The sequence below is a fragment of the Arthrobacter saudimassiliensis genome, assembly GCF_059090665.1.
Genome location: NZ_JBNHFX010000001.1, coordinates 647225 through 670661, shown reverse-complemented (window position 1 = coordinate 670661; position 23437 = coordinate 647225). Strand labels below are relative to the sequence as shown.

The 23437-nt window shown below is 70.6% G+C and carries 21 protein-coding genes and 1 pseudogene; 17 read left to right on the top strand and 5 right to left on the bottom strand.

Annotation, left to right across the window (positions count from 1 at the left end; all coding sequences use genetic code 11):
- Nucleotides 1–99: 99 nt before the first annotated feature.
- The 5 genes and pseudogenes from AC5RV6_RS03080 to AC5RV6_RS03060 all read left to right on the top strand — a co-directional run.
- Nucleotides 100–894 (top strand): hypothetical protein, encoded by a 795-nt coding sequence (locus AC5RV6_RS03080; protein WP_494005804.1) that lies wholly within the window; start codon nucleotides 100–102, stop codon nucleotides 892–894.
- Entirely contained in the window at nucleotides 891–1475 is a 585-nt protein-coding gene (locus tag AC5RV6_RS03075) for a type II secretion system F family protein (protein ID WP_494005803.1), read from the top strand. Before AC5RV6_RS03080 ends, AC5RV6_RS03075 begins: the two co-directional genes overlap by 4 nt.
- Before the next feature lie 191 nt (nucleotides 1476–1666).
- Nucleotides 1667–2011 (top strand): DUF4244 domain-containing protein, encoded by a 345-nt coding sequence (locus AC5RV6_RS03070; RefSeq protein WP_494005802.1) that lies wholly within the window; start codon nucleotides 1667–1669, stop codon nucleotides 2009–2011.
- A gap of 254 nt (nucleotides 2012–2265) precedes the next feature.
- On the top strand, nucleotides 2266–2574 hold the full coding sequence (locus AC5RV6_RS03065; protein WP_494006617.1) for a TadE family type IV pilus minor pilin: 309 nt from the start codon (nucleotides 2266–2268) through the stop codon (nucleotides 2572–2574).
- Nucleotides 2574–2927 (top strand): annotated as a pseudogene (locus AC5RV6_RS03060) (Rv3654c family TadE-like protein); the annotation flags it as partial. The gene AC5RV6_RS03065 and the pseudogene AC5RV6_RS03060, both read left to right, overlap by 1 nt.
- Nucleotides 2928–2992: 65 nt before the next feature.
- Here AC5RV6_RS03060 and AC5RV6_RS03055 read toward each other — a convergent pair.
- Together AC5RV6_RS03055 and AC5RV6_RS03050 are read right to left on the bottom strand one after the other, a co-directional pair.
- Nucleotides 2993–5359 carry a DEAD/DEAH box helicase gene (locus AC5RV6_RS03055; protein WP_494005801.1) on the bottom strand — a complete coding sequence of 789 codons (2367 nt, stop codon included), beginning with the start codon at nucleotides 5357–5359 and terminating at the stop codon, nucleotides 2993–2995.
- Between the two features lie 76 nt (nucleotides 5360–5435).
- Nucleotides 5436–6092, bottom strand: coding sequence for a GNAT family N-acetyltransferase (locus AC5RV6_RS03050; RefSeq protein WP_494005800.1), 657 nt, complete (start codon nucleotides 6090–6092; stop codon nucleotides 5436–5438).
- 139 nt (nucleotides 6093–6231) lie between these two features.
- Between AC5RV6_RS03050 and trhO the strand changes: the two genes are divergently transcribed.
- The 5 genes from trhO (at nucleotide 6232) to proC (ending at nucleotide 13741) form a co-directional block, all read left to right on the top strand.
- Nucleotides 6232–7125, top strand: coding sequence for an oxygen-dependent tRNA uridine(34) hydroxylase TrhO (gene trhO, locus AC5RV6_RS03045; protein WP_494005799.1), 894 nt, complete (start codon nucleotides 6232–6234; stop codon nucleotides 7123–7125).
- Between the two features lie 46 nt (nucleotides 7126–7171).
- The gene (locus AC5RV6_RS03040; protein WP_494005798.1) at nucleotides 7172–8881 is read left to right on the top strand and encodes a DUF7059 domain-containing protein; all 1710 of its coding nucleotides are present in this window, start codon (nucleotides 7172–7174) and stop codon (nucleotides 8879–8881) included.
- Between the two features lie 147 nt (nucleotides 8882–9028).
- Entirely contained in the window at nucleotides 9029–11749 is a 2721-nt protein-coding gene (gene topA / locus AC5RV6_RS03035) for a type I DNA topoisomerase (RefSeq protein WP_494005797.1), read from the top strand.
- 111 nt (nucleotides 11750–11860) lie between these two features.
- A complete protein-coding gene (locus AC5RV6_RS03030) occupies nucleotides 11861–12679 on the top strand; it encodes a sugar phosphate isomerase/epimerase family protein (RefSeq protein ID WP_494005796.1) in 819 nt (272 codons plus the stop codon).
- A 213-nt stretch (nucleotides 12680–12892) separates the two neighbouring features.
- On the top strand, nucleotides 12893–13741 hold the full coding sequence (gene proC / locus AC5RV6_RS03025) for a pyrroline-5-carboxylate reductase (RefSeq protein ID WP_494005795.1): 849 nt from the start codon (nucleotides 12893–12895) through the stop codon (nucleotides 13739–13741).
- 55 nt (nucleotides 13742–13796) lie between these two features.
- Here the strand turns inward: proC and AC5RV6_RS03020 are convergent, their stop codons facing one another.
- Together AC5RV6_RS03020 and AC5RV6_RS03015 are read right to left on the bottom strand one after the other, a co-directional pair.
- Complete coding sequence (locus tag AC5RV6_RS03020; RefSeq protein ID WP_494005794.1) at nucleotides 13797–14465, bottom strand: potassium channel family protein; 669 nt, start codon at nucleotides 14463–14465, stop codon at nucleotides 13797–13799.
- Nucleotides 14458–15879: a TrkH family potassium uptake protein gene (locus AC5RV6_RS03015; RefSeq protein ID WP_494005793.1), complete on the bottom strand. Its 1422-nt coding sequence runs from the start codon at nucleotides 15877–15879 to the stop codon at nucleotides 14458–14460. The genes AC5RV6_RS03020 and AC5RV6_RS03015 overlap by 8 nt, the downstream gene beginning before the upstream one ends.
- A gap of 100 nt (nucleotides 15880–15979) precedes the next feature.
- Here AC5RV6_RS03015 and AC5RV6_RS03010 point away from each other — a divergent pair, with 100 nt between their 5' ends.
- The 3 genes from AC5RV6_RS03010 to gdhA all read left to right on the top strand — a co-directional run bounded on the left by AC5RV6_RS03010 (nucleotide 15980) and on the right by gdhA (nucleotide 19239).
- Nucleotides 15980–17188, top strand: coding sequence for an acetoin utilization protein AcuC (locus AC5RV6_RS03010; RefSeq protein WP_494005792.1), 1209 nt, complete (start codon nucleotides 15980–15982; stop codon nucleotides 17186–17188).
- A gap of 59 nt (nucleotides 17189–17247) precedes the next feature.
- The gene (locus tag AC5RV6_RS03005; RefSeq protein ID WP_494005791.1) at nucleotides 17248–17766 is read left to right on the top strand and encodes an ArsR/SmtB family transcription factor; all 519 of its coding nucleotides are present in this window, start codon (nucleotides 17248–17250) and stop codon (nucleotides 17764–17766) included.
- A gap of 132 nt (nucleotides 17767–17898) precedes the next feature.
- Nucleotides 17899–19239, top strand: a complete 1341-nt coding sequence (gdhA, locus tag AC5RV6_RS03000; protein ID WP_494005790.1) for an NADP-specific glutamate dehydrogenase — start codon at nucleotides 17899–17901, stop codon at nucleotides 19237–19239.
- A 110-nt stretch (nucleotides 19240–19349) separates the two neighbouring features.
- Here gdhA and AC5RV6_RS02995 read toward each other — a convergent pair whose 3' ends face one another.
- On the bottom strand, nucleotides 19350–20639 hold the full coding sequence (locus AC5RV6_RS02995) for an alpha-hydroxy acid oxidase (RefSeq protein WP_494005789.1): 1290 nt from the start codon (nucleotides 20637–20639) through the stop codon (nucleotides 19350–19352).
- A 78-nt stretch (nucleotides 20640–20717) separates the two neighbouring features.
- Here AC5RV6_RS02995 and AC5RV6_RS02990 point away from each other — a divergent pair, with 78 nt between their 5' ends.
- The 4 genes from AC5RV6_RS02990 (at nucleotide 20718) to AC5RV6_RS02975 (ending at nucleotide 23375) form a co-directional block, all read left to right on the top strand.
- On the top strand, nucleotides 20718–21419 hold the full coding sequence (locus AC5RV6_RS02990) for a FadR/GntR family transcriptional regulator (RefSeq protein WP_494005788.1): 702 nt from the start codon (nucleotides 20718–20720) through the stop codon (nucleotides 21417–21419).
- A 223-nt stretch (nucleotides 21420–21642) separates the two neighbouring features.
- Nucleotides 21643–22785 carry a 3-deoxy-7-phosphoheptulonate synthase gene (locus AC5RV6_RS02985; RefSeq protein WP_494005787.1) on the top strand — a complete coding sequence of 381 codons (1143 nt, stop codon included), beginning with the start codon at nucleotides 21643–21645 and terminating at the stop codon, nucleotides 22783–22785.
- Between the two features lie 111 nt (nucleotides 22786–22896).
- The gene (locus AC5RV6_RS02980) at nucleotides 22897–23109 is read left to right on the top strand and encodes a helix-turn-helix domain-containing protein (RefSeq protein WP_494005786.1); all 213 of its coding nucleotides are present in this window, start codon (nucleotides 22897–22899) and stop codon (nucleotides 23107–23109) included.
- A 167-nt stretch (nucleotides 23110–23276) separates the two neighbouring features.
- The gene (locus AC5RV6_RS02975; protein ID WP_003792170.1) at nucleotides 23277–23375 is read left to right on the top strand and encodes a 30S ribosomal protein bS22; all 99 of its coding nucleotides are present in this window, start codon (nucleotides 23277–23279) and stop codon (nucleotides 23373–23375) included.
- Nucleotides 23376–23437: the final 62 nt, after the last annotated feature.

Sequence of the window (23437 nt, the reverse complement as noted above, 5' to 3'; positions counted from 1 at the left end):
CTCGCCCTGGTGCAGGGAGCACCGCCCGGACGCCGGGGCCGCCCACGCGGGGGAGCGGGACCGGGTGCGGGGGCAACATTGGGTGCAACGGTGCCCCGGATGCCCAGGCAGCTTCGCCGGCCCGCCGGGCGGCCGTCGGTCCCGGAGCAGCCCGCCCCGGGCGGCCAGGACCGACGGCCGGACGGACCCGGGCACCCGGCCCCGGGACGCCGGCCGCTTCAGAAAGACCGCTGGCAGGTCCCGCGGGCGCAGTCCGCACAGGATGACTCCCTGCCGCTGCTGGTGCACCAGCTGGCCGGGCTGCTGGCCGCGGGCCGCTCTCCGGGATCGTTGTGGGCGGACGCGGCCTCCCTCTGCCGGGCTGAAGCGGAAGCGGGGGACGTCCCGCAGGCTCGGGCCGACGTCCTGGCTGCCGCGTCGCGTGCCGCCCGGCTGGGCCTGAGCGTGGTTCCGGTGCTGCAGGACGCGGCGTCCACAGCCGGCCGGCGGCGGCCGGGCGCGCTCATCCTCCAGTCGGGCCGCCGCTCCGGGGAGGTGTCGACCGAGGCCCGGTTCTGGCGGGACCTTGCCGCCTGCGTGCACGTTGCCGAGGCCAGCGGCGCGCCGCTCTCGGAGCTGCTGCACCGGTATGCGGAGGCGCTGGAGGCGGATCTGGACGCTCAGGCCGCCCGTGACGGCGTGCTTGCCGGCCCGCAGGCCACCGTCCGGCTCCTGGCCTGGCTGCCCGTGGGCGGGCTGGGACTGGGATACGCGCTGGGCGCGGATCCGCTGGGCACGCTGCTGGCCTCAGGATTTGGCTGGGCGGTGCTGGCGGCCGCGGCGGCGTTGACCGTGGCGGGGCGCGTCTGGTCCAGGCGGCTCGTTGCCTCCGCAGCCGGAACGGCACCGCAATGATCGGAGCGCTGGTGGCGCTGCTGCTCGCCGCCGGCTCCGTTGTACTGCTTCTTCCTCCGGCCGCGGCTCGGAAGGCTGAGCCGTCCACCGAACCTGACCCGCCGCCGGGCATCAGCGACCCGGCGCTGATGCTGGACCTCGTGGCGGTGATGCTGGCGGCGGGGCGACCGCTCGGCTCCGCGTTGGAGGTGGTCGGAGGCCTGTGCGAGCAGCGGGCGGCCGACGGGCTGCAACGCCTCTCTGCAGGTCTGGGCCTTGGGCTTCCCTGGGAGGAAGCCTGGGCGCTGGCTGCCGGCCGGCCCGCAGCGGACACGGCACGGGGCGTGGCGGGCGGCACCGGCCAGGTCCTGGCCGACCTGCGGTACGCGCTGACCTACGCGGCGGGCAGCGGGGCGCCTGCCGCGCGGGTGCTGCAGGCCCAGGCGGCCCAGCTCCGTCGGCGCCGGATGCGTGCGCTGGAACGACGGGCCGCAGTTCTCGGGGTCCGCCTGGTGCTGCCCCTGGGGCTGTGCGCATTGCCGGCATTCGCCGCCCTGACCGTCCTTCCGCTGCTCATGTCCCTGCTGCCGGACCTGGGCTGACCGGCGACAAACCTGGGATGACCGGCGCCGATACTGGGCTGACGGGCGCCGGCGCAGTTCCTCCACACCCCGGCGAAGCGTCCGTCCCGGTCCAGAGCCGTCCCTTGGCCCGTCCCGTCGGGCCCCGCGCTCCCGAAGTATGGCGTTCACGGGCGGTCAGCCGACCGCCGCACCTCCGGGAAGGACGAATGATGAAGCAGATCCAGAACGCCCGCCGCTTTGAGAACCAGCGGCCGGGCAACCTCACCGGCTGCGGGGCGGAACCGGCTCTCGGGGAAAGCAGCCCGGCAGCGGAAGCCGCCCGGCGCAGCCGGGTGGCAAGCTCTGACGTCGTGGACCTGGCTGACTGGAAGGTTCGCCGTACGGCCGCCCGGCAGCTGCCGGATGACCCTGAAGCGGGCATGGCCACCGCCGAGTACGCCATCGCCACCCTGGCGGCAGTTGCCTTCGCCGCGCTCCTGGCCGCCGTCCTCGGCAGCGGTGAGGTGCGGGGGATGCTGATGTCGCTGATCCAGTCGGCGCTCAGCTTCGGCTGAAACCCGCTGTGCCTGCCTCGGGAGGCGTGGGGCAGTTCAACGGGCTGCCCCACGCCTCATCTGGGAAAGGGGCGTGCCATGCGCGGAAGGAGGAATGAGGAAGGAGGAAGGAGGAAGGCAGGATGCGGGGACTATCGGGTGCGGGTTCCGGTGCCGGGCAGCCGCGTGAGAGCAGCGGTTCCGGCGGGATGTCCGGGGCTGGAACCGCAACGGGGCATTGCCGGCAGCGGGAGCGGGGCGCCGTCACGGCCGAAATGGCGGTGGGGCTGCCCGCTCTGACGCTGATCCTGGCTGCTCTGCTCACCGGAGCAGCTGCAGGGGTCACCCAGCTCAGGGTGCAGGAAGCGGCACGGACAGCCGCAAGGGAGGTGATGCGGGGACAGGATGAGCTGGCGGTGGGGGCGGCTCGTCGAATTGCCGGGGAGGAGGCTGCCGTGGAACTGCAGGAAGCCGGCGGCTGGGTGCAGGTGGAGGTATCCGCAGGACTGGACGCACCCCTGCTGCGGTGGCTTCCCGTCACGCTTCGGGCCTCGGCCGCAGCGCCGGCGGAAGGCGGTCCCTGATGGCATCCGCCGGCGTCGGCCGGCCCGCCGACGGGGAGCGGGGAGCGGGCACGGCGCTGCTGCTCGGCGTCGCCCTGGCCGTAGTCCTGCTGCTTGCCGGCATCCTGCTCATGGCACAGGCATTGGTGGCCTCCGCACGGGCGTCGACGGCGGCGGACCTGTCCGCCCTGGCCGCCGCCGACGCGGTGCGTGGGCTCAGGTCGGCACAGCCCTGCAGCCTTGCGGAGGAGGCAGCCGGCCGGAACGGCGCCCGGCTGGGAGAGTGCCTGCTGGACGAAGCGGCGGGCACCGCGACCGTCACCGTGCGGGTGCCGGTCCCGGCGCTGGCCGGAATGTCCGTGACCGGAACTGCCCATGCCGGGCCGCCCGGTGCAGGCCCTGTGGAACAACGGCAGGCCGGTGCTGACGCGCGGACGCGTCAGCGGCCCGCCGCAGGCACCTGTTCCCGCTCCGTTCCGGCAGCCGCTGCGGGCGCGTGCTCCAACAGCACCCCGAGCAGCGTCACTGCGCCGTTCTTGTCCAGCGGGTTGTTCTTGTTTCCGCACTTGGGGGACTGGACACAGGAGGGGCAGCCGGCCTCGCACTCGCACGCGCGGATGGCATCGCGGGTGGCCGAGAGCCAGATCTGTGCAGCTTCATAGGCCCGCTCGGCAAAGCCTGCTCCACCGGGGTGGCCGTCATAGACGAAGATGGTCGGCATGCCGGTGTCGGCGTGCAGGGCGGTCGATACCCCGCCGATGTCCCACCGGTCCGAGGTCGCGACCAGCGGCAGCATGCCGATCGAGGCATGCTCGGCCGCGTGCAGAGCGCCGGGGAAATCCGCGGCGGCCAGCCCGGCGGCAGTGAGCTCGTCGTCCGGCAGGACAAACCAGACCGCCTTGGTGAACAGCTCCCGGGCCTCCAGCTCCAGCGGTTCCTCGCCGAGGATCTCGTTCGAGACCAGGGCCTTGCGCTGGAAGGACACCACCTGGGTCGTCACCTTGACCGTGCCGAAGCACGCCTGCAGCGGGCCCCACTGCTCGCTCCGCTCGGTCTCCAGCACCTCGATCTGCGTCACGTCGCGGGCCTGGGTGTAGAACTCCGGGTTGGCGCGGCTGACCATGGCACAGTGGTCGGCCGCGTTCAGCTCATCCACCAGGAACGTCTGACCCTGGTGGACGTACACGGCGCCGGTGTGCGCCTGGTAGTGGGCCTGCGGGGAATCCATCGTCCCGAGGAGGGTGCCGGTCTCGGACTCGACGATGCTGATCGGCCCGCCGCCGGCGGCGCGCAGGTTCACCAGCGACGCCGCGGACTCGGCATGCGTCCAGAACCAGCCCGCCGGACGGCGCCGCAGGTAGCCCTGGGCCACCAGCTGCTCCAGCAGGCCGGCAGCGGTGGGCCCGAAGTCCGCCCGCTCCTCGGGCCGCAGCGGCAGCTCCGCGGCGGCCGCGCACAGATGCGGGCCCAGCACATAGGGGTTGGCGGGGTCGAAGACGGTGGCCTCCACGGAACGGTCAAACACCGCCTCCGGATGGTGCACGAGGTAGGTGTCGAGCGGGTCGTCGGAGGCAACGAACGCAGCCAGCGCGTCCTGCCCGGCCCGCCCGGCGCGGCCGATCTGCTGGAAGAGCGAGGCCCGTGTGCCGGGCCAGCCGGCCACCAGCACTGCGTCCAGTCCGGAAATGTCGATGCCCAGCTCCAGGGCGGAGGTGCTGGAAATGCCCAGCAGCTCGCCGTTGCGCAGCCGACGCTCCAGCGCCCGCCGCTCCTCCGGCAGGTAGCCGGAACGGTAGGCCGCCACCCGGTCCGCCAGCGACGGGTGCACCTCCTCCACCAGCCGGCGGGTGATCGACGCAATGCTCTCCGCGCCGCGGCGGGACTTGATGAACGCGATCGTGCGTACCTGCGCGGAGACCAGGTTGGCCAGCAGGTCGGAGGTCTCGGCGATCACCGTCCGGCGCTCGCGGGCTCCGTTCTCGCCCTTCAGCTCGGTCAGCTGCGGCTCCCAGAACGCCACCGTCACCGCGCCGTGCGGGGACGCGTCGTCGGTGACGGCCCGCACCGGGCCGCCGATCAGCCGACCGAAGGACTCCCCGGGATCGGAGGAGGTCGCCGAGGCGCCGATGAACACCGGGTCGGCCCCGTACCAGCGGCAGATCCGCCGCAGCCGCCGCATCAGGTTCGCCACATTGGACCCGAACACGCCCCGGTAGCTGTGCGCCTCGTCAATCACCACGTACTTCAGCCGGCGGAAGAACCGTGCCCACCAGGAGTGGTTGGGCAGCACCCCGAAGTGCAGCATGTCCGGGTTGGCGAGCACCAGGTTGGCGTGGTCGCGGATCCAGCGGCGGGCTCCGGGATCCGTGTCGCCGTCGTAGGTTTCGGCCCGCACCGTGGGCAGCCCAAGCGCCTTGACCGCCGAGAGCTGGTCCGCGGCGAGCGCCTTGGTGGGCGCCAGATACAGGGCGACGGCGCCCGAGGGCTCCAGCGTGGCGCGCTCATCCAGCCCGCCTCGGTGGATCGCATCCAGCACGGGCAGCTGATATGCCAGCGACTTGCCGGAGGCGGTGCCGGTGGCCACGATGACGTCGTTGCCGGCGTGCGCCGCGTCCGCGGCCTCAACCTGGTGGCGCCAGGGCAGCTGCACGCCCAGGCGCTGGTAGCCGGCCACGACGTCGGGGTGCGCCCACTGCGGCCACGGCACGGTCCGGGCCGCGCGGGCCGGGATCTCATGCACATGCACCAGCTGCTCGGGGTCTGCTCCGCCGCCCAGCAGCGGAATCAGGGAGTCGTGTAGGGCCACGCGGCCATTCTCCCACCGGGATCAGACAGCCCGCAGCGGTTTCGCCGCGGGCCGAGCCGCCCGCCGTCGCCCGGCGTCAGAGGCGCGGCTCCAGCATGACGACGCCGGCCAGCGGCTCCCAGCCCAGATACCGGTACAGCTCCAGGCCCTCGGCGGTGGAGATGAGCAGTCCGGTCTCGGCGTCGTGCTCCAGGGCCACCGCAGTCAGCGCCCGCATCACATAGCTGCCGAGCCCCAGCCGCCGGTATTCCGGGTCGGTGAGAATCCGGTCATACACGGCAATGCCGTTGACCACGGCGACGCGGCCGCTGGCGACCGGAGCCCCGTCCAGCGTCACCGAGACATCGCCCACCGTTCCGGAGCGCAGGGTGTCCGTCACATATCCATCCCCCGGGGGCAGCGGGTCCTCGATGTCCTGGCCCTCCATGGCCAGGACCATGAACACCTCGTCCGCCGAGCGGACCTGGAGCCCGTACACGGACGCTGCGCCGTGGATTTCGTCCAGCCGCCGGGTGACGATCGTGAACAGCCGCTGCGGGCTGTGCCGGGCCGAGGAGGCCAGCGCCGCGAACTCGTCGCTGGAGGGTTCCAGGGCGAAGTACTCCCAGTCGTTGGTTTTGTCGTGCAGCAGCGCGGCCGGAAAGCGGCCCTCGTGCCGCATCCGGTAGCCCCGGGCCTGCGCCCATCCGGAGACCCAGGTCTCCAGCAGTTCCTCGCTCAGCTCGCCCATCATGCATGCACGATAGCGGCCGGGGCGGGGGAACGGTATGCAGCGGCGGTAAACCCGCAGCCGGCCCCTGCGCAGGCCCTGCAGGCCCCGTGTACGGCCCGACGTCGACGGCCGGTTCCCGGCGCCCGACTACCCTTGAGGGGTGGCAATGAACCGAATCGCTCTGTACTACCTCTTCACCCCGCTGCCGGACCCGGAGGCGGTCCGCCTGTGGCAGCACACCCTGTGTGACTCGCTCGGGCTGCGCGGGCGCATCCTGATCTCCCCGGACGGTATTAACGGCACGGTCGGCGGCCCGCTGGATGCCGTGAAGGCCTATGTAAAGGCCACCCGGCAGTACCCGGGATTCCGCGGACTGGAGGTGAAGTACTCCGAGGGCTCCGCGGAGGACTTCCCGCGGCTTTCCGTGAAGGTGCGCAAGGAGATCGTGAGCTTCGGCGCCCCCGGGGAGCTGAAGGTCGATGAGCACGGCGTCGTCGGCGGCGGCGTGCACCTGCGGCCGGAGGAACTGCACGAGCTGGTGGACGCCCGCCGCGCCGCAGGGCAGGACGTGGTCTTCTTCGACGGCCGCAACGCCTTCGAAGCGCAGATCGGGCGGTTCAGGAATGCCGTGGTGCCCGACGTCGAGACCACCCGGGACTTCATCCGCGAGCTGGACTCGGGCAAGTACGACGAGCTGAAGGACAAGCCGGTCGTGACGTACTGCACCGGCGGGGTCCGCTGCGAGGTGCTCTCCTCGCTGATGGTCAACCGCGGCTTCAAGGAGGTCTACCAGCTCGACGGCGGCATCGTCCGCTACGGCGAGGCCTACGGCGACAAGGGCCTCTGGGAGGGCTCGCTGTATGTGTTCGACCGGCGCATGCACACCGAGTTCAGCGACGACGCCGAGGTGATCGGCCGCTGCGCCCGCTGCGAGGCGCCCACCAGCAAGTTCGAGAACTGTTCGAACCCGGCCTGCCGCAAACTCACCCTCTACTGCGCCGACTGCGCATCGGATCCGGACACGCTCCGCTGCCCGGAGGGCTGCGCGGCCTGAGCTGCCGCTGCCCGAGGGGCGGTGAATCCGCCCATAGACTGAAGCGGTGAACAGCTTTGCCCGGATTCCGGATGCCCCGCACAGTGACGACCCTGATCTGCTGGCCCGCCTGGCGGCCGACCTCACGGCAATGGACTACACGGTCGACGGCGTCGCCGCCTTCCTCGGCGAGGAGGCGGCCGAGGCGCTGGGGCGGGAACAGCTGGTGCCTGCCATCCTCGCCTGCCGGCAGGAAGCGGCGGCCGCGCAGCCCCGCCCGGTGGCCGCCGCCGTCGCGCTGTGGCTGATCGGAGCGGAGCTCCCTGCAGCTGATCTGGACCGTGCGTTTCCCGCCGCCGGGGCTGCCGGGCTCCTCAGCCTGGGGCTCGTGGAGCCTGCCAGCCACTCCGCCGCCCCCGCTGCCCTTGGTTCGGGTGCTGCCGGCGGGGAAGAGGCGCTGCGTGCCGCCGTCGATCTGCGGCCTTACGGCATCGGCGGGGAAGGGGACACCCCGGCCGCGTCGCTCTGGGTGGCCAGCGACCTCGGAGCCCATCAGCGGCCCGGCGTGCTGCGCCGCGACCACGTCCTGGGGATCGGGCAGGCTTCGCTGAGCCTGGCGCAGCTGACGGTGCGCCGGCCGGTGGACCGGGCGCTGGACCTGGGCACCGGCTGCGGCATCCAGGCCTTCCACCTGCTGGGCCACGCCCGCCACGTGACGGCCACCGACATCTCCGACCGCGCCCTCGGCTTTACCCGCTTCAACCTGCTGCTGAACGCCCCGGCCCTGGGCCTGGACCCGCTGCGGCTCGAGGACCGGGTGTCGCTGCGGCTGGGTTCCCTGCTGGAACCGGTGGCCGGGGAACGGTTCGACCTGGTGGTCTCCAATCCTCCGTTCGTCATCACCCCGCGCACCGGAGCGGACGAGCCTGACCGCTTTACCTACCGCGACGGCGGACTGCCGGGCGATGACATCGTCTCCTCGCTGATCCGCGGCCTCGGCGACGTGCTGGCCCCCGGCGGCACCGCCCAGATGCTGGGCAACTGGGAGATCCAGGCCCCGGCTGCCGCTCCGGACACCGCTGCGGCTGCCACGGGCACCGGCTGGGAGCGGCGGATCCGCTCCTGGGTGCCGGCGGAGCTGGACGCCTGGGTAATCCAGCGCGAACAGCTCAGCCCCGCCGAGTACGCGGAAATGTGGCTGCGGGATGCCGCCGAGAACCGGGACCGGGAGCTGTACACCGCCGCCTACGAGGCCTACCTGCGCGACTTCGCCTCCCGCGGCACCGAGGCCGTCGGCTTCGGCTCGATTTGGCTGCGCCGGAGGACCGGAAGCGAACCGCTGCTGCGCTTTGAGGAGATTACGCATCCCCTGGAACAGCCGATCGGGCCGCACCTGGGCGCCGCCGTCGAGCGCTTCGACTGGGCCGCCGAACGGCCCTCCCTGCTCCGCGAGCGGCTGGTGGTCGCGGACGACGTGACCGAGGAACGTCATCAGCGCCCCGGCGCCGAGCACCCGGGCGTCATCCTGCTGCGCCAGGGCGCCGGATTCCGCCGCACCAACCTGATGAGCACGGAGCTGGCCGGCTTCGTTTCGGCCTCCGACGGGGACCTCACCGCCGGACAGATCATCGGCGCGCTGGCCGCGCTGCTGGGCCGCGACGGCGATGCCGGCTTCGCGTCCGGGCTGGAGGCCGAGGTCCGGAACCTGCTGCTGGACGGGTTCCTGGTACCGCTGGCGGCCCGGCAGCGGCCGGAGCAGCCCTCCACAGGTAATTAACCCGCACGTCGGTAACTGTTCCGCCGACCAGTTACCCTAGTGCTGGGGCAACCCCCATACTGTCTGTGGATGAACCGGCGCCGGGCGCTGCGGCCCGCGGCAAGACCATCATCCAAACCATCAGCACTTCCGCTACGTAGGAGAGACGTGCCAGTTAAGGCATCGGACAAGAACACCGGCAAGAAGAAAAAGCTCGTCATCGTCGAGTCCCCCGCCAAGGGCAAGACCATTGCCGGTTATCTCGGAGAGGACTTCGAGGTGACCGCCTCGATGGGTCATATCCGGGACCTGCCCCAGCCCTCGGACCTTCCCGCCGAGCTGAAGAAGTCCTCGCTCGGCAAGTTCGCCGTCGACCTGGAGAACGGCTTCGAGCCGTACTACGTGGTGTCCACGGACAAGAAGAAGAAGGTCGCCGAGCTCAAGGCGGCGCTCAAGGACGCCGATGAGCTCTACCTCGCAACCGATGGGGACCGCGAAGGCGAAGCCATCGCGTGGCACCTGCTGCAGGTGCTCAAGCCCAAGGTCCCCGTGCACCGCCTGACCTTCCCGGAAATCACCCGGGAAGCGATCCAGCGCGCCCTGCAGGAAATGCGGGACGTCGACGTCGCCATGGTGGATGCGCAGGAAACCCGCCGCATCCTTGACCGGCTCTACGGTTATGAGATCTCGCCGGTGCTCTGGCGCAAGGTCGCCCGCGGCCTGTCCGCCGGGCGCGTGCAGTCGGTGGCCACCCGCCTGGTCGTGGAGCGGGAACGGGAGCGCATGGCGTTCCGCTCCGCCTCCTACTGGGACCTGCTGGGCACCTTCACCACCGCGCAGGACGAGTCCTTCAAGGCCAAGCTGGTCAGCCTGGACGGGCGGCGCATCGCCACCGGCAAGGACTTCACCGACCGCGGCCAGCTCAAGAGCGCCGACGTCGCGCACCTGGACGAGGCGGCCGCCGTCAGCCTCGCCGCGTCGCTGGAAGCAGCTGCGTTCACGGTCCGCTCGGTGGACACCAAGCCCTACACCCGCCGCCCGGCGGCGCCGTTCACCACCTCCACGCTGCAGCAGGAGGCCGGCCGCAAGCTGCGCTTCTCCTCGCGAGTCACCATGCAGGTGGCGCAGCGGCTGTATGAAAACGGCTACATCACCTATATGCGTACCGACTCCCCGGCGCTGTCGGACCAGGCGATCAACGCCGCCCGCCGGCAGGCTTCCGAGCTGTACGGGCCGGAGTATGTGCCGGACGCGAAGCGCATCTACAAGGGCAAGTCGAAGAACGCCCAGGAGGCGCACGAGGCCATCCGGCCCGCCGGTGACTCCTTCCGCACTCCGGCGCAGGTCGCCTCCGCGCTGCGCGGCGACGAGTTCAAGCTGTACGAGCTGATCTGGAAGCGCACCGTCGCCTCGCAGATGGCCGACGCGAAGGGCTCCACGGCGTCCGTGCGCCTCGGTGCGGTGTCCTCCGACGGGCGTGACGCCGAGTTCACCGCCTCCGGCACCGTGATCACCTTCCGCGGCTTCATGGCCGCGTACGAGGAGGGCCGCGACGCGGTCCGCGAGGACGACGGCGAGTCCGGTGACGGCGCGCGGCTGCCGGTGCTCAAGGCGCAGGACCCGCTGGCGGCCCGGGACATCACCCCTGCCGGGCACGAGACCTCCCCGCCGCCCCGCTACACCGAAGCCTCCCTGGTGAAGACCCTGGAGGAGCTGGGCATCGGGCGCCCCTCCACCTACGCCGCCACGATCTCCACGATCATGGACCGGGGGTACGTCACCAGCCGGGGCCAGGCCCTGGTTCCGAGCTGGATCGCGTTCTCGGTGGTGCGGCTGCTGGAGGAGCACTTCACGGACTACGTCGACTACGACTTCACCGCCGAGCTCGAAGAGGACCTGGACCGGATCGCCCGCGGCGAGGCCGGCCGCGTGGAGTGGCTGGACCGGTTCTACTACGGCGACCGGCAGGAGACCGGGCTGCACACCATCGTCAACGATCTCGGCGAGATCGACGCGCGGGCCATCAACTCCATCGAGATCGCCGACGGCATCGTGCTGCGGGTGGGCAAGTTCGGTCCGTACCTGGAACGCGTCCTGCCGGCCGACGCCCCCGAGGGGACCGAGCCGGAGCGCGCGAACGTGCCCGAGGACCTGGCCCCCGACGAGCTGACCGCCGAGAAGGCCTTGGAGCTGATGAACAGCGCCGGGCCCGAGGAGCGGGTGCTGGGCACCGATCCCGAAACCGGGCGCACCATCGTGGCGCGCAACGGACGGTACGGCCCGTACGTCACCGAGATCATCCCGGAACCGACCGAGGAGGAGCTCGCCGCCCAGCCGGTGGAGTACTACAAGAACGGCAAGCCGAAGCCGCCGAAGAAGCCTGTGAAGGCGCGCCCGCGCACCGGGTCGCTGTTCAAGTCGATGAGCGTGGACACCGTCACCCTCGAGCAGGCGCTGGCCCTGATGAGCCTGCCGCGGGTGCTGGGCACCGACGCCGAGGGCAACGAGATCACGGTGCAGAACGGGCGGTTCGGCCCGTACCTGAAGAAGGGCACCGATTCCCGCTCCATCGGCTCCGAGGAGGAGATCTTCACGATCACCCTCGAGCAGGCGCTGGAGATCTACTCCCAGCCCAAGCAGCGCGGCGCCCGCGCCGCCGTTCCGCCGCTGGCCGAGTTCGGGCCCGACCCGGTCTCGGAGAAACCGATCGTGGTGAAGGAAGGCCGCTTCGGCCCGTACATCACCGACGGCGTCACCAACATCACCGTGCCCCGGGCCACCAGCATCGAGGAGCTGACCCGCGAGCAGGCCATTGAGCTGCTGGCGGAAAAGCGCGCCAAGGGCCCTGCGAAGAAACCGGTCCGCAAGCGGGCCGCGGCGCGGAAGTAGCCGCTGCGGCCGTCCGTCCGCCCGGGTGAACGCCCCGGCGGGCGGACGGCGGCCGGCACCGCCGGGGACATAATGGAGACAAGCCAGGTTCCCTAGCGAAAGCGCAGCTGAATGCCCGAGTCCTCCAGCAGCCCCAGGCCCCTGCCTGACATTCCGGTGGTGCTTTCCAGCGCCTCCGTTTATCCGCTGAGCGTGTATGACACGTTCGCCGTGGCCCATGACCTGGGCTACGACGGGGTGGAGGTCATGGTCACCGGAAGCCAGATCAGCCGGAACCCGGATGAACTCAAGCACCTGAGCGAGAAGTACGCGCAGCCGATCCTCGCCATTCACGCCCCCACTCTCCTGGTCACCCAGCAGGTCTGGGGCAAGGCCTGGACCAAGGTGGAGCTGTCGGCCGCCATGGCGGCCGAGGTCGGGGCCCACGCCGTGATCGTGCACCCGCCGTTCCGCTGGCAGACCGGCTACGCGGAGAACTTCGCCGAAGGAGTGCGCCGGGTCGCGGAGGAGTACGGAGTGACCGTGGCGGTGGAGAACATGTACCCGTGGCGGGTGCGCGGCCGCGAGGCCAAGGCCTACCTGCCGCACTGGAACCCGGTGCCCGAACCCTATGAACACGTCACCTGGGACTTCTCGCACGCCGCCATCGCCGGAATGGATTCCTATGAGGAGATCCGCCGGCTCGGAGACCGCCTGACCCACGTCCACCTGACCGACGGCACCCCCAACGGCCGGGACGAGCACCTGCTGCCGGGGGAGGGCACGCAGCGGTGTGCCGAGGCGCTGAGCTACCTGGCCGAACGGAAGTTTACCGGCGTCGTCAGCATCGAAGTCAGCACCCGCCGGGCCAAGGGCGCCGGAGAGCGGGAGGACCTGCTGAAGCGGACCCTGGAGTTCACCCGCCGTCATCTGGGCCAGCTCGACGGCTAACCCGACGGTTAAACGGGAAGTGCCGGCGATTCCTGCGGACGGTTGGGGGAAAACATCCGCGGATCGCCGGCACCCGAAGAGCCGAAGCCCTTCGTCACTCGCACCTCCAAGAGGCAGTTAAGACTGTAGCCCCGCAACCTGTGCAGCGGCTGGGCGGGCGCCGGGCACTTCCCGGGAACGGCCGGCGCCGCCGTGCGTGGCAGAATCGGGACCATGGCTAGCGAAAACATTCCCCACGTGGCTTTCCTGGGCTGCGGTTCCATGAACGAAGCGATCCTTGCCGGCATGCTCGCCGGCGGGCATCCGAAGGACCGGATCACCGCCACCGTGCGGCGGGCCGAGCGGGCCGCCGAACTGCGGAACCGGCATGGGGTGGAGGTCCTGGCCGGTTCCGAGCAGGAAGACGCCAACCGAGCTGCGGCCGCCGCGGCCGACGTCGTGATCGTCGGAGTCAAGCCCGTGGGCGTGAAGGCCCTGCTCGAGGAGATCGCGCCTGCTCTGCAGCCCGGAGCGCCGGTCATCAGCGTGGCGGCTGCCGTCACCGTCCAGATGCTCGAAGCGGCGCTGCCCGCCGGGCAGCCGGTGATCCGCTCCATGCCCAACACGCCGTCGAAGCTGGGGCGGGGCGTCGTGTCCCTGTCGCCCGGATCCTCCTGCAGCCAGGAGATCCTCGACGAGGCGGAACGGCTGCTGGCGTCCGCCGGAACCGTTGTCCAGGTGCCCGAGGAGCAGGTGGATGCGCTGTCCGCGGTCAGCGGCTCAGGGCCCGCCTATGCGTTCTACCTCGCCGAGGCCATGGCCGCCGCCGGCGAGAAGCTGGGCCTGGATCCGCAGCTGTCGGCGCTGCTCGCCCGCGAAACCGTCGCCGGTGCCGGAGCCATGCTCGCCGAACCCGACGCCGACGCCGCGGCCCTCCGCCGCGCCGTCACCAGCCCGAACGGCACCACCGAAGCCGCCATCGCCGAATTCGATCGACGTGGCCTGCCCTCGATCATTGCCGACGGCGCCTCGGCAGCCGCGGCGCGTGCCGCGCAGATCAGCGCCGAGCTGCGGGACAACTAGGAGCTGCCCGCTGCCCGGCCCGGTGCCCGGCCCGGGGCCCGCTGCCCGCCCCGCGTCAGGGGCGGGCAGCGAAACGCTCCAGCAGGTCTGCGTGGCCGGCCACGATCAGCAGGTCCCGCCCGGAAACCTTGGTGTCCGCCTGGGCGTAGGTGAAGTCCTCGCCCGGTGACTTCACGCCCACGATGGTGACGCCGTACTTGGAGCGGACGTTGGACTCGCGCAGGGTGAAGCCCTGGGTTTCCTTGGGCGGGTACATCTTCACGATCGCGAAGTCGTCGTCGAACTCGATGAAGTCCAGCATGCGTCCGGCCACCAGGTGGGCGGCGCGGCGTCCGGCGTCGGCCTCGGGGTAGATGATGTGGTTGGCGCCGATCCGGGCAAGGATCTTGCCGTGCGCAGGGGTGATCGCCTTGACCCACAGGTGCTCGATGCCCAGGTCCACCAGGTTCACCGTGATCAGCACGCTGGACTCGATCGAGGTGCCGACGCCGACGACGGCGGAACTGAAATCCTGCGCCCCCAGCTGCTTCAGCGCCTCGATGTTGGTGGCGTCGGCCTGCACCACGTGGGTCAGCAGGGTGGAGGCCTTCTGCACGAGCGACGGATCACGCTCGATCGCCAGCACTTCGCGGCCCTGGCGCACGAGCTGCTCCGCCGTGGCCATGCCGAAGCGGCCCAGCCCGATCACCAGGACGGGGGCGTTGTGCGGGGGACGTTCAGCCAATGATGGGCCTCTCTTCCGGGAAGTGGTACAGGGTGTTGCTCTGGCGCACCGCCAGGGCGGCGGCCAGGGTGATGGTTCCCACCCGGCCGGCGAACATCAGGGCGGAGAGGACGTATTTGCCTTCCGGCGGCAGGGTGGGGCTCAGGCCGATGCTCAGCCCCACCGTCGCGAAGGCCGAGATCACTTCGAACAGTACCGGCTGCAGCGTTTCGCCCGTGATCACCAGCAGGGCCAGCGTGGACACCGCCACCAGGGTGGCGCCCAGGACGACCACGGAGATCGCCACCCGCATGGCGCCGTAGGGGATGGTCCGGGAGAAGGCCCGGACGTCGGAGTTGCCGCGCGCCTCGGCGACGATCGCCAGGAAGATCACGGCCACGGTGGTGACCTTGATTCCCCCGGCCGTCGACGCCGACCCGCCGCCGGCGAACATGAGCATGTCGGTGATCAGGAGCGTGCCGGGTGTCAGGTCCGCCATGTCCACCAGGTTGAACCCGCCGGACCGGGTCATCACCGAGGCGAACACCGAGTGCAGCAGCTTCTCGCCGACGTCCAGCTCGCCGATGGTCCGGCTGTTGGCCCACTCCAGCACACCCCAGAGGACGGCGCCGCCGATCAGCAGGATGCTGGAGACCAGCAGCGTGAGCTTGGTGTGGAGGTTCCACCGGCCCGGATGCAGCCGGGTCTGCAGCAGCACCATGATCACGGGAAAGCCGAGGCTGCCGGCAAATACGCCGATCATCAGCGGGGCGAGGATCCAGATGTCCTCTTCATAGGGCACCAGGCCGTCGGAGTGCGGGGTGAACCCTGCATTGTTGAACGCCGAGACGGCGTAGAACACCGCATGCCAGATCGCCTGGCCGGGCGACTCGCCCAGCATCATGAACCGCGGCGCGAGCACCAGCGCCAGCACGGCTTCGATGCTGACCGTGGTCAGCACCACGATCCGCAGCAGGAAGCCGACCTCGCCCAGCCGGCCGGTGTTCATGCCCTCCTGGGCGATCAGCTTCCCGCGCACCCCGAGGCGCCGGTTGACGGCCAGCGCCAGCAGGGACGCGAGGGTCAGGATGCCCAGGCCGCCCACCTGGATGGCCACCAGGATCATGACCTGCCCAAAGGCGGACCAGTGCGTCGCCGTGGACACCACAGTCAGGCCGGTGACGCAGACGGCGGAGACCGCGGTGAACAGGGCGTCGTGCAGCGGCGTCGCGTAGCCGGTGGCGGAGGAGATGGGCAGCGCCAGCAGGGCGGTGAACAGCACGATGACCAGCGCGAACACGGTCAGCGCCAGGCGCGCGGGGGAACGGCCGAAGAGGTCCTCGACCAGGGTCCGAAGCCAGGTAAAGACCGGGGGAATGATCCGCCGCTTCTCGGCGGGCGGTGCCTGCGGCCGGGCCGGCCGGGGAAAGGCCATCTCGCTGTTTTCCAGTTCTGTTACGGGGCTGTGCAACAGCTAGTAAACCACTAACCGATCCCCGCATGCCTGCGCTGCCGGCATCGCGTAGCCTGTCTGCATGACCAGTTCCGGGCTCAGCCTGCCGGCGATGCCGACGACCGTCATCTGGCATGAGTCGATGCTGGCCTACAACTTCGGTCCCAGCCACCCCATGAGTCCGCTGCGGCTGGACCTGACCGCCCGCCTGGCCCGCGAGCTGGGCCTGTTCGACCTGCCCGCCGTTTCGCTGGCGGAGCCTTTCGTGCCCGACGACGACCGCCTGGCCACCGTGCACGACCGCGCCTACATCGCGGCGGTCCGGGCCGCGGGCGAGGCCCCGGCGGCCGCGGACCAGGCGTTCGGGCTGGGCACCGAGGACACTCCGGCTTTCGCCGGCATGCATGAGGCCAGCGCCCGGCTGGTGGGCGGCTCGGTGGCCGCTGCCGAGGCCGTGCTGTCCGGGCGCAGCGTGCACGCAGTGAACTTCGGCGGCGGCATGCACCACGCCGGCCGGGGCAAGGCGGCGGGGTTCTGCGTGTACAACGACGCAGCGGCCGCCGTCGCCCGCTTCCTTGAGGCCGGCGCCTCCCGCGTCCTGTACATCGACGCCGACGCGCACCACGGCGACGGCACGCAGCAGATTTTCTGGGACGACCCCCGGGTCATGACCATCTCCATCCATGAGAGCGGGCTGAGCCTGTTCCCGGGCACCGGGTTCGCCAACGAAACCGGCGGGCCGGGAGCGGAGGGGACGGCCGTGAACGTGGCCGTGCCGGCCGGCACCTCCGACGCCGGCTGGCTGCGCGCCTTCCACGCCGTGGTCCCGCAGCTGGCCCAGGCGTTTGCCCCGGAGGTGATCGTCAGCCAGCACGGCTGCGACGGCCATGCCGAGGATCCGCTGACCAACCTGCGCCTGAGTGTGGATACCCAGCGGCAGGCGGCGCTGACCATCGCCGACCTGGCCGGCCAGCTGTGCGAGGGCCGGTGGGTGGCCACCGGCGGGGGCGGCTACAACGTCGCGTCCGTGGTGCCGCGCTCCTGGGCGATGCTGATCTCCGCGGCCGCCAACGGCGGGATCCGCTGCAGCACGCCGGTGCCCGCCCCGTGGCGGGACTACGTCCTGGAAAAGCACGGCGTCCGGGTGCCCGAGCTCATGGGCGACGGCGCCGACACCTGGTGGCGGTCCTGGGAGGTCGGCTACGACCCCAATGACGCGATCGACCGCACCGTCATGGCGACCCGCAAGGAAGTCTTTCCCCTGCACGGGCTGGACCCCTGGTTCGACTGACCCTCCAGCGCGACCTGCGGATACACGTTCCCGCCGGGAACGGGGCTAAGGTATTGGGCATGGTCATCGACGATGTGTTTGCCGTCATCGCGGAAGGTACCCGACGTGAGATCCTGGCCGCCCTGCGGGCCGGCGACAAGTCCGTCGGCACCCTGGTGCAGGAGCTGGAGGTCAGCCAGCCCACGGTATCCAAGCACCTGAAGGTCCTGCGCGAGGCAGGCCTGGTCTCCATGCGCGCCGAAGGCCAGAAGCGCTACTACTCCCTGCTCACGGGCCCCCTCGACGAGGTGGTCCTGTGGCTGCGCGGGTTCGGGCTGCAGTCGCTGCAGCCGGCCGAACCGCAGCCGGGCCTCGCCGTCGTCGGCTCCCGTGCCGGCCGCGGCATCTTCGCCACCCGTACGACGACGGCGCCCGCCGTCGTCCTGCCGCCCGCCGCCGCGGCGGCAGCCGCAGCCGGAAGCCCGGCGCCGCAGGATGATCCGCGTCCCCAGCCGCAGCTCGGCCGCACCGTGGGCCGCGCCGCCGAACGGGCCGCCGACCTGCTCGGCCAGCTGCCGAAGTTCCGCCGCCGCCGCTGACGGTGCCGGGCCCGCGGGCCACGCCCGCCGCTTTGGGCACACCGGCCGCACGGCCGTAACCGGAGGCCCGCCGAATTTTCTCCACGCCGCAGCCCCGCTAGCGTAGAAGGGGGCCTGCAACGAGGAGAAATTATGGATGCTGTACTGGAGCGCGTGCGCGACGAGGTGTTTCACCGGAACCCCGGTGAGACTGAGTTCCATCAGGCGGTGACCGAGGTTTTCGACAGCCTCGGCCCGGTCCTGAAGAAACACCCCGAGTTCGGCGAGGCGGCCATCCTGCAGCGCATCTGCGAACCGGAGCGGCAGATCATCTTCCGGGTGCCGTGGACCGATGACCGCGGCCAGGTGCAGATCAACCGGGGTTTCCGGGTGGAGTTCAATTCCGCCCTGGGCCCCTACAAGGGCGGGCTGCGGTTCCATCCCTCCGTCTACCTGGGCATCGTCAAGTTCCTGGGCTTTGAGCAGATCTTCAAGAACGCGCTGACCGGCATGCCGATCGGCGGCGGCAAGGGCGGCTCCGACTTCGACCCGCGGGGCAAGTCCGACGCCGAGGTGATGCGGTTCTGCCAGTCCTTCATGACCGAGCTGTACCGGCACATCGGCGAATACACCGACGTTCCCGCCGGTGACATCGGCGTCGGCGGCCGGGAGATCGGCTACCTGTTCGGCCAGTACAAACGGATCACCAATCGTTACGAATCCGGTGTGCTGACCGGCAAGGGCGTGAGCTGGGGCGGTTCCCTGGTCCGCCCCGAAGCCACCGGGTACGGAGTGGTCATGTTCGTCGAGGAGATGCTCAAGACCCGCGGCATGAGCCTGGACGGGCAGCGCGTGATCGTCTCCGGCTCGGGCAACGTGGCGATCAACGCCATCGACAAGGCCCAGTCCCTGGGCGCCACCGTGGTGGCCTGCTCAGACTCCTCCGGCTACGTCGTGGACGAGGCGGGCATCGACGTCGGCCTCCTGCGGACCATCAAGGAGGTCGAACGCGGGCGGATCGTGGACTACGCCACCCGCCGCGGAAACGGGGCCCGGTTCGTGAAGGGCGGCAGTGTCTGGGACGCCGGGGCCACGGTTGCCCTGCCGTGCGCCACGCAGAACGAGCTGGACGAGCGGGCCGCCGTGTCACTGGTCAAGTCCGGAACGGTGGCCGTGGCGGAGGGCGCCAACATGCCCTGCACGCCGAAAGCGATCGAGGTCTTCCAGGATGCGGAGGTGCTGTTCGGCCCGGGCAAGGCGGCCAACGCCGGCGGCGTGGCCACCTCCGCCCTGGAAATGCAGCAGAACGCGAGCCGGGACGCCTGGTCCTTCGAGCACACGGAGCGCCGGCTCAGCGAAATCATGTCCAGCATCCATGACCGCTGCGCCCGTACCGCCGACGAGTACGGCGCCCCCGGCAACTACGTGGTGGGGGCCAACATCAGCGGCTTCGTGAAGGTCGCCGACGCGATGCTCGCCCTGGGCGTGATCTAGCACCGGCCCGGACTCCGGGCGGATCCGCCCGGCTGTGCAGGGGCGCGGCGCCGCTGAAGGTGCCGCGCCCCTGCGCTGTCCGTGCCCCGCCCGCCCGGCGGGCGGGCCGGTCAGTTCCGCTGGGCCCAGGTGGTCCGGGTCAGTGCGGCGGCGCTGCCGCTCACAGCGGCGCCGGCGGGCAGCCGGACGTGGTCCTCCGACAGCTCGCCCATGGACGCCGCGCCCAGCAGCGCGAGGGTGTTGCGCACCTGAGCGCCGAGGATCTCAATGGCCCGCTCGACGCCGGCCTGGCCGCCGGCCATCAGCCCGTACAGGTAGGCGCGCCCGATCAGGGTGAAGTCCGCGCCCAGGGCGTGGGCGGCCACGATGTCACCGCCGTTCATGATGCCCGTATCGACAATGATGGCGGTGCGGCCCTTCAGCTCGGCCGCGATCTCCGGCAGCAGGTGGAGCGGGATCGGTGCGCGGTCCAGCTGCCGGCCGCCGTGGTTGGAGACCACGATGCCGTCCGCCCCGTGGTCGACCACCTTCCGGGCATCGTCGAGGGTCTGGATCCCCTTGACCACGAGCTTGCCCTTCCATACCTCCCGCAGCCAGTCCAGGTCCGCGAAGGTCAGGGTCGGGTCGAACATCGAGTTGATCAGTTCACCGACCGTGCCGCTGTACCGGTTCAGCGAGGCAAAGGCCAGCGGCTCATGCGTGAGGAAGTTGAACCACCAGGCCGGCCGGTAGGAGGCGTCGAGGACGGTCTTCACCGTCAGCGCCGGCGGGATGGTCATGCCGTTGCGCACGTCGCGCAGGCGTTCACCGGCGACCGCGGTGTCCACGGTGACCATCAGCGTGTCATAGCCTGCGGCCGCCGCCCGTTCGATCAGTTCCAGCGACTTCTCCCGCTCGGTCCACAGGTAGAGCTGGAACCAGTTCCGGCCCTGCCCGGCGGCGTCGGCGACATCTTCGATGGAGGCGGTGCCCATGGTGGAGAGCGTGTACGGGATGCCCGCGGCGGCCGCCGCCCGGGAGCCGGCGTATTCGCCCTCGGAGTGCATCATCCGGGTGAAGCCGGTGGGGGCGATGCCGAAGGGCAGCGCGGAGCGGGCACCGAGGATGTCCACCCCGGTATCGATCTGCTGGACGTTGCGCAGCACGCCCGGACGGAACTCGAGGTCCCGGAAGGCGGCGCGGGCGCGGTTCAGGGTGATCTCCTCACCGGCGGCGCCGTCGGTGTAGTCGAACGGCGCCTTGGGGGTGCGGCGGCGCGCCATGTCCCGCAGGTCCCAGATCGTCGAAGCGCGCCGCAGGCGGGCGGCCTGCCCCACCACCGGGGGCTTGAACTGCAGCAGCGGGCGCAGATCGGCGGGCTTGGGGATTCGTCGCCTCAGGGCGGGGGGCAGATGAGTCACGTTCTGCTTCCTTGCAGGTCGGTTCGGGTTTTCCGAGCCTACGGAAACCGCCTGTCGGGGGACAAGTATCCTGAACCAATGAGAACCCACCAGCTGGTGCTGAACTGGCTTGAGACCGCCCTGGCAGCCGGGGACCTGGCTGTGGGCGACCGGCTCCCCGGAGAGCGCGCCCTGGCCGAGCAGATCGGTGTGTCACGGGCGTCCGTCCGGGAAGGCATCCGGATCCTGGAAGCCATGGGCATGGTGCGTGCGGGTGTGGGCTCCGGTCCGGAATCGGGCACCGTGGTGACCGCCAATCCGGCCGCGGCCCTGAGCTCGGCCCTGCGCCTGCACATTGCCAGCTCCCACCTGGCGGTGGCCGACGTCGTCGAGACCCGGGTCATGCTGGAGTCCTGGACCGGGCTGCACGCCAAGGCCGGGGCGCCGTCGCTCGAGCAGGCCGGGCAGCTGCTGGACGCCATGGATGACGACGGCCTGGAGGTGGCCGACTTCCTGGAACTCGATACCAGGTTCCACGTGGCGCTGGCCGAAGCCGCCGGCAATTCACTGATCAACGCCATGATGGCCTCGCTGCGCGAGTCGATCCGGGGCTACACGCTGGCCCGTGCCCGGAACGTGCCCCAATGGGAAGCCACCGCCTGCCGGCTGCGCGGCGAGCACCGTGCGGTCCTGGCCGCAGTGCGGGAGGGGCGCAGCGGCGACGCGGGACGGCTGCTCGCGGAGCATATCCGCGGCTACTACCGTGAGACCGAGCCCGCGCAGGAGGCCGCTGCCGGCTGACGGCGCCGTCATGGGTTTGCGCCCGGGGCGGGCAGGGGTCTAGGGTCGGGGCATGACCAAGCGTTGGTATGCGTATTTTTCGTTGGCTCTGGAGGAGCCCGCGCGGTAATACGCTGACGCTTACCTTCAGAGCCAACAGGGCAGGGAGAATTCCCTGCCCTTCGCCATTCCCGGCGGGTTCTGAGCATCCGGTCCCGCCGTGTCACCACAGGGACGGACCATCATGCACACACTTGCTCCTGCAGCCACCTCAAACCTTCGGGTCACCTCCTTCCGTGCCCTGCCCTCGCCCGGGCAGCTGCTCGACGAGCTGCCGCTCGGCGGGCTGGCCGCCGCCGGCGTGGAGGCCGGCCGCGCGCAGATCCGGCGCGTGCTCGACGGCGAGGACAGCCGGCTGCTGGTGATCGCCGGGCCGTGTTCCATCCACGATCCGCAGGCAGGGCTGGAGTACGCCCACCGGCTGGCCGAAGCCGCCGACCGGCACCGGGGGCAGCTGCTGATCGTGCTGCGGGCCTACTTCGAAAAGCCGCGCACCACCGTGGGCTGGAAGGGCCTGATCAACGACCCGCACCTGGACGGCAGCCACGACATCGAGGCGGGCCTGCGGGCGGCGCGCCGGTTCCTCCTGGACGTGGCCGACCTGGGCCTGCCCACCGCCACCGAGTTCCTCGAGCCGATCAGCCCGCAGTACCTCGCCGACCTGGTCGGCTGGGGTGCCATCGGCGCCCGGACCACCGAAAGCCAGATCCACCGTCAGCTGGTGTCCGGGCTGTCCATGCCGGTCGGTTTCAAGAACGGCACCGACGGCGGCACGACCGTGGCGCTGGACGCCTGCGCCGCCGCAGCGGCACCGCAGACCTTCCTGGGCATAGACGAGGAGGGGCGGGCGGCGATGGTGGCCACCGCCGGGAACCCGGACACGCACCTGATCCTGCGCGGCGGCAACCACGGGCCGAACTTCTCGCCCGCGCACGTCGCCGAGGCCTCCGCCGGGCTGGCGGCCCGGGGCCTCAACCCACGCCTCATCATTGACGCCTCCCACGCCAACAGCGGCAAGGACCACATCCGCCAGGCCGCCGTCGCCCGCTCAATAGCCGCCCAGGTCGCCGCCGCCGACGACGCCGCGGAGCAGGTGGCGGGGGTCATGCTGGAGAGCTTCCTGGAAGCCGGAGCGCAGAAGCTGCCGGCGTCCGGACCCGCGCACCTGACCTACGGGCAGAGCATCACCGACGCCTGCATGGACTGGGCTGCGACGGAGGCGGTCCTGGCGGACCTGGCGGAGGCCGCCGGGCACAGACGGAACGGGCGTCAAACGGTTCCCGGAACTTCCACTATGGTTACTTCAGCCACTAGAGTGGTGGACTAGACGATCACCGCAGTGGTCCTCAAGGCGACACGCCTCCCGGATGGCGGCTGTGGTGCGGCACACCCTCAAGTGGACCGCCCCGCTGCCTGCGAGCGAAGGAACTATTGACCAATGGCAGACGAGAGCAACTTCTCGAACGTGCGCTTCCTGACCGTGTCGGAAGTCGCCGATGTCATGCGTGTTTCCAAGATGACCGTCTACCGGCTCGTTCACTCCGGTGAACTGCCGGCGGTGCGGTTCGGGCGCTCCTACCGGGTTCCGGAATCCGCCGTGCAGCAGGTGCTGCGCGACGCCGCAACCAACCGGCGCACCGACACCGCGTAGCCTTTCGAGGCTACGGAAACCGGTGTCAACGGGAGCCGCAGCGAAGCGGTACCCTGTTAACGAACGTTTTTCATTCATGGCATGTGCTGCCGGTATGGATGCATCGTTGCCTTCCGGCGGAGGTGCCCCTGTGCCGGAGCAATCCGACAAGAGTTTGTGAGGACTACGTGGGTTCTGTTATCAAGAAGCGCCGCAAGCGTATGGCCAAGAAGAAGCACCGCAAGCTGCTTCGCAAGACCCGTCACCAGCGCCGCAACAAGAAGTAGCCTTCTTCGGCCCTTGTGAAAGGAAGCCCGCATCCCGTCTCCGGGAAGCGGGCTTCACGCCT

What these genes read in the sequence shown, in the direction of transcription:
- AC5RV6_RS03080 (WP_494005804.1), top strand. Translation starts at nt 100, where the DNA reads ATGCCCAGGCAGCTTCGCCGGCCCGCCGGGCGGCCGTCGGTCCCGGAG.
- AC5RV6_RS03075 (WP_494005803.1), top strand. Translation starts at nt 891, where the DNA reads ATGATCGGAGCGCTGGTGGCGCTGCTGCTCGCCGCCGGCTCCGTTGTA.
- AC5RV6_RS03070 (WP_494005802.1), top strand. Translation starts at nt 1,667, where the DNA reads ATGAAGCAGATCCAGAACGCCCGCCGCTTTGAGAACCAGCGGCCGGGC.
- AC5RV6_RS03065 (WP_494006617.1), top strand. Translation starts at nt 2,266, where the DNA reads ATGGCGGTGGGGCTGCCCGCTCTGACGCTGATCCTGGCTGCTCTGCTC.
- AC5RV6_RS03050 (WP_494005800.1), bottom strand. Translation starts at nt 6,092, where the DNA reads ATGATGGGCGAGCTGAGCGAGGAACTGCTGGAGACCTGGGTCTCCGGA.
- AC5RV6_RS03030 (WP_494005796.1), top strand. Translation starts at nt 11,861, where the DNA reads ATGCCCGAGTCCTCCAGCAGCCCCAGGCCCCTGCCTGACATTCCGGTG.
- proC (WP_494005795.1), top strand. Translation starts at nt 12,893, where the DNA reads ATGGCTAGCGAAAACATTCCCCACGTGGCTTTCCTGGGCTGCGGTTCC.
- AC5RV6_RS03015 (WP_494005793.1), bottom strand. Translation starts at nt 15,879, where the DNA reads ATGGCCTTTCCCCGGCCGGCCCGGCCGCAGGCACCGCCCGCCGAGAAG.
- AC5RV6_RS03010 (WP_494005792.1), top strand. Translation starts at nt 15,980, where the DNA reads ATGACCAGTTCCGGGCTCAGCCTGCCGGCGATGCCGACGACCGTCATC.
- AC5RV6_RS03005 (WP_494005791.1), top strand. Translation starts at nt 17,248, where the DNA reads ATGGTCATCGACGATGTGTTTGCCGTCATCGCGGAAGGTACCCGACGT.
- gdhA (WP_494005790.1), top strand. Translation starts at nt 17,899, where the DNA reads ATGGATGCTGTACTGGAGCGCGTGCGCGACGAGGTGTTTCACCGGAAC.
- AC5RV6_RS02990 (WP_494005788.1), top strand. Translation starts at nt 20,718, where the DNA reads ATGAGAACCCACCAGCTGGTGCTGAACTGGCTTGAGACCGCCCTGGCA.
- AC5RV6_RS02985 (WP_494005787.1), top strand. Translation starts at nt 21,643, where the DNA reads ATGCACACACTTGCTCCTGCAGCCACCTCAAACCTTCGGGTCACCTCC.
- AC5RV6_RS02980 (WP_494005786.1), top strand. Translation starts at nt 22,897, where the DNA reads ATGGCAGACGAGAGCAACTTCTCGAACGTGCGCTTCCTGACCGTGTCG.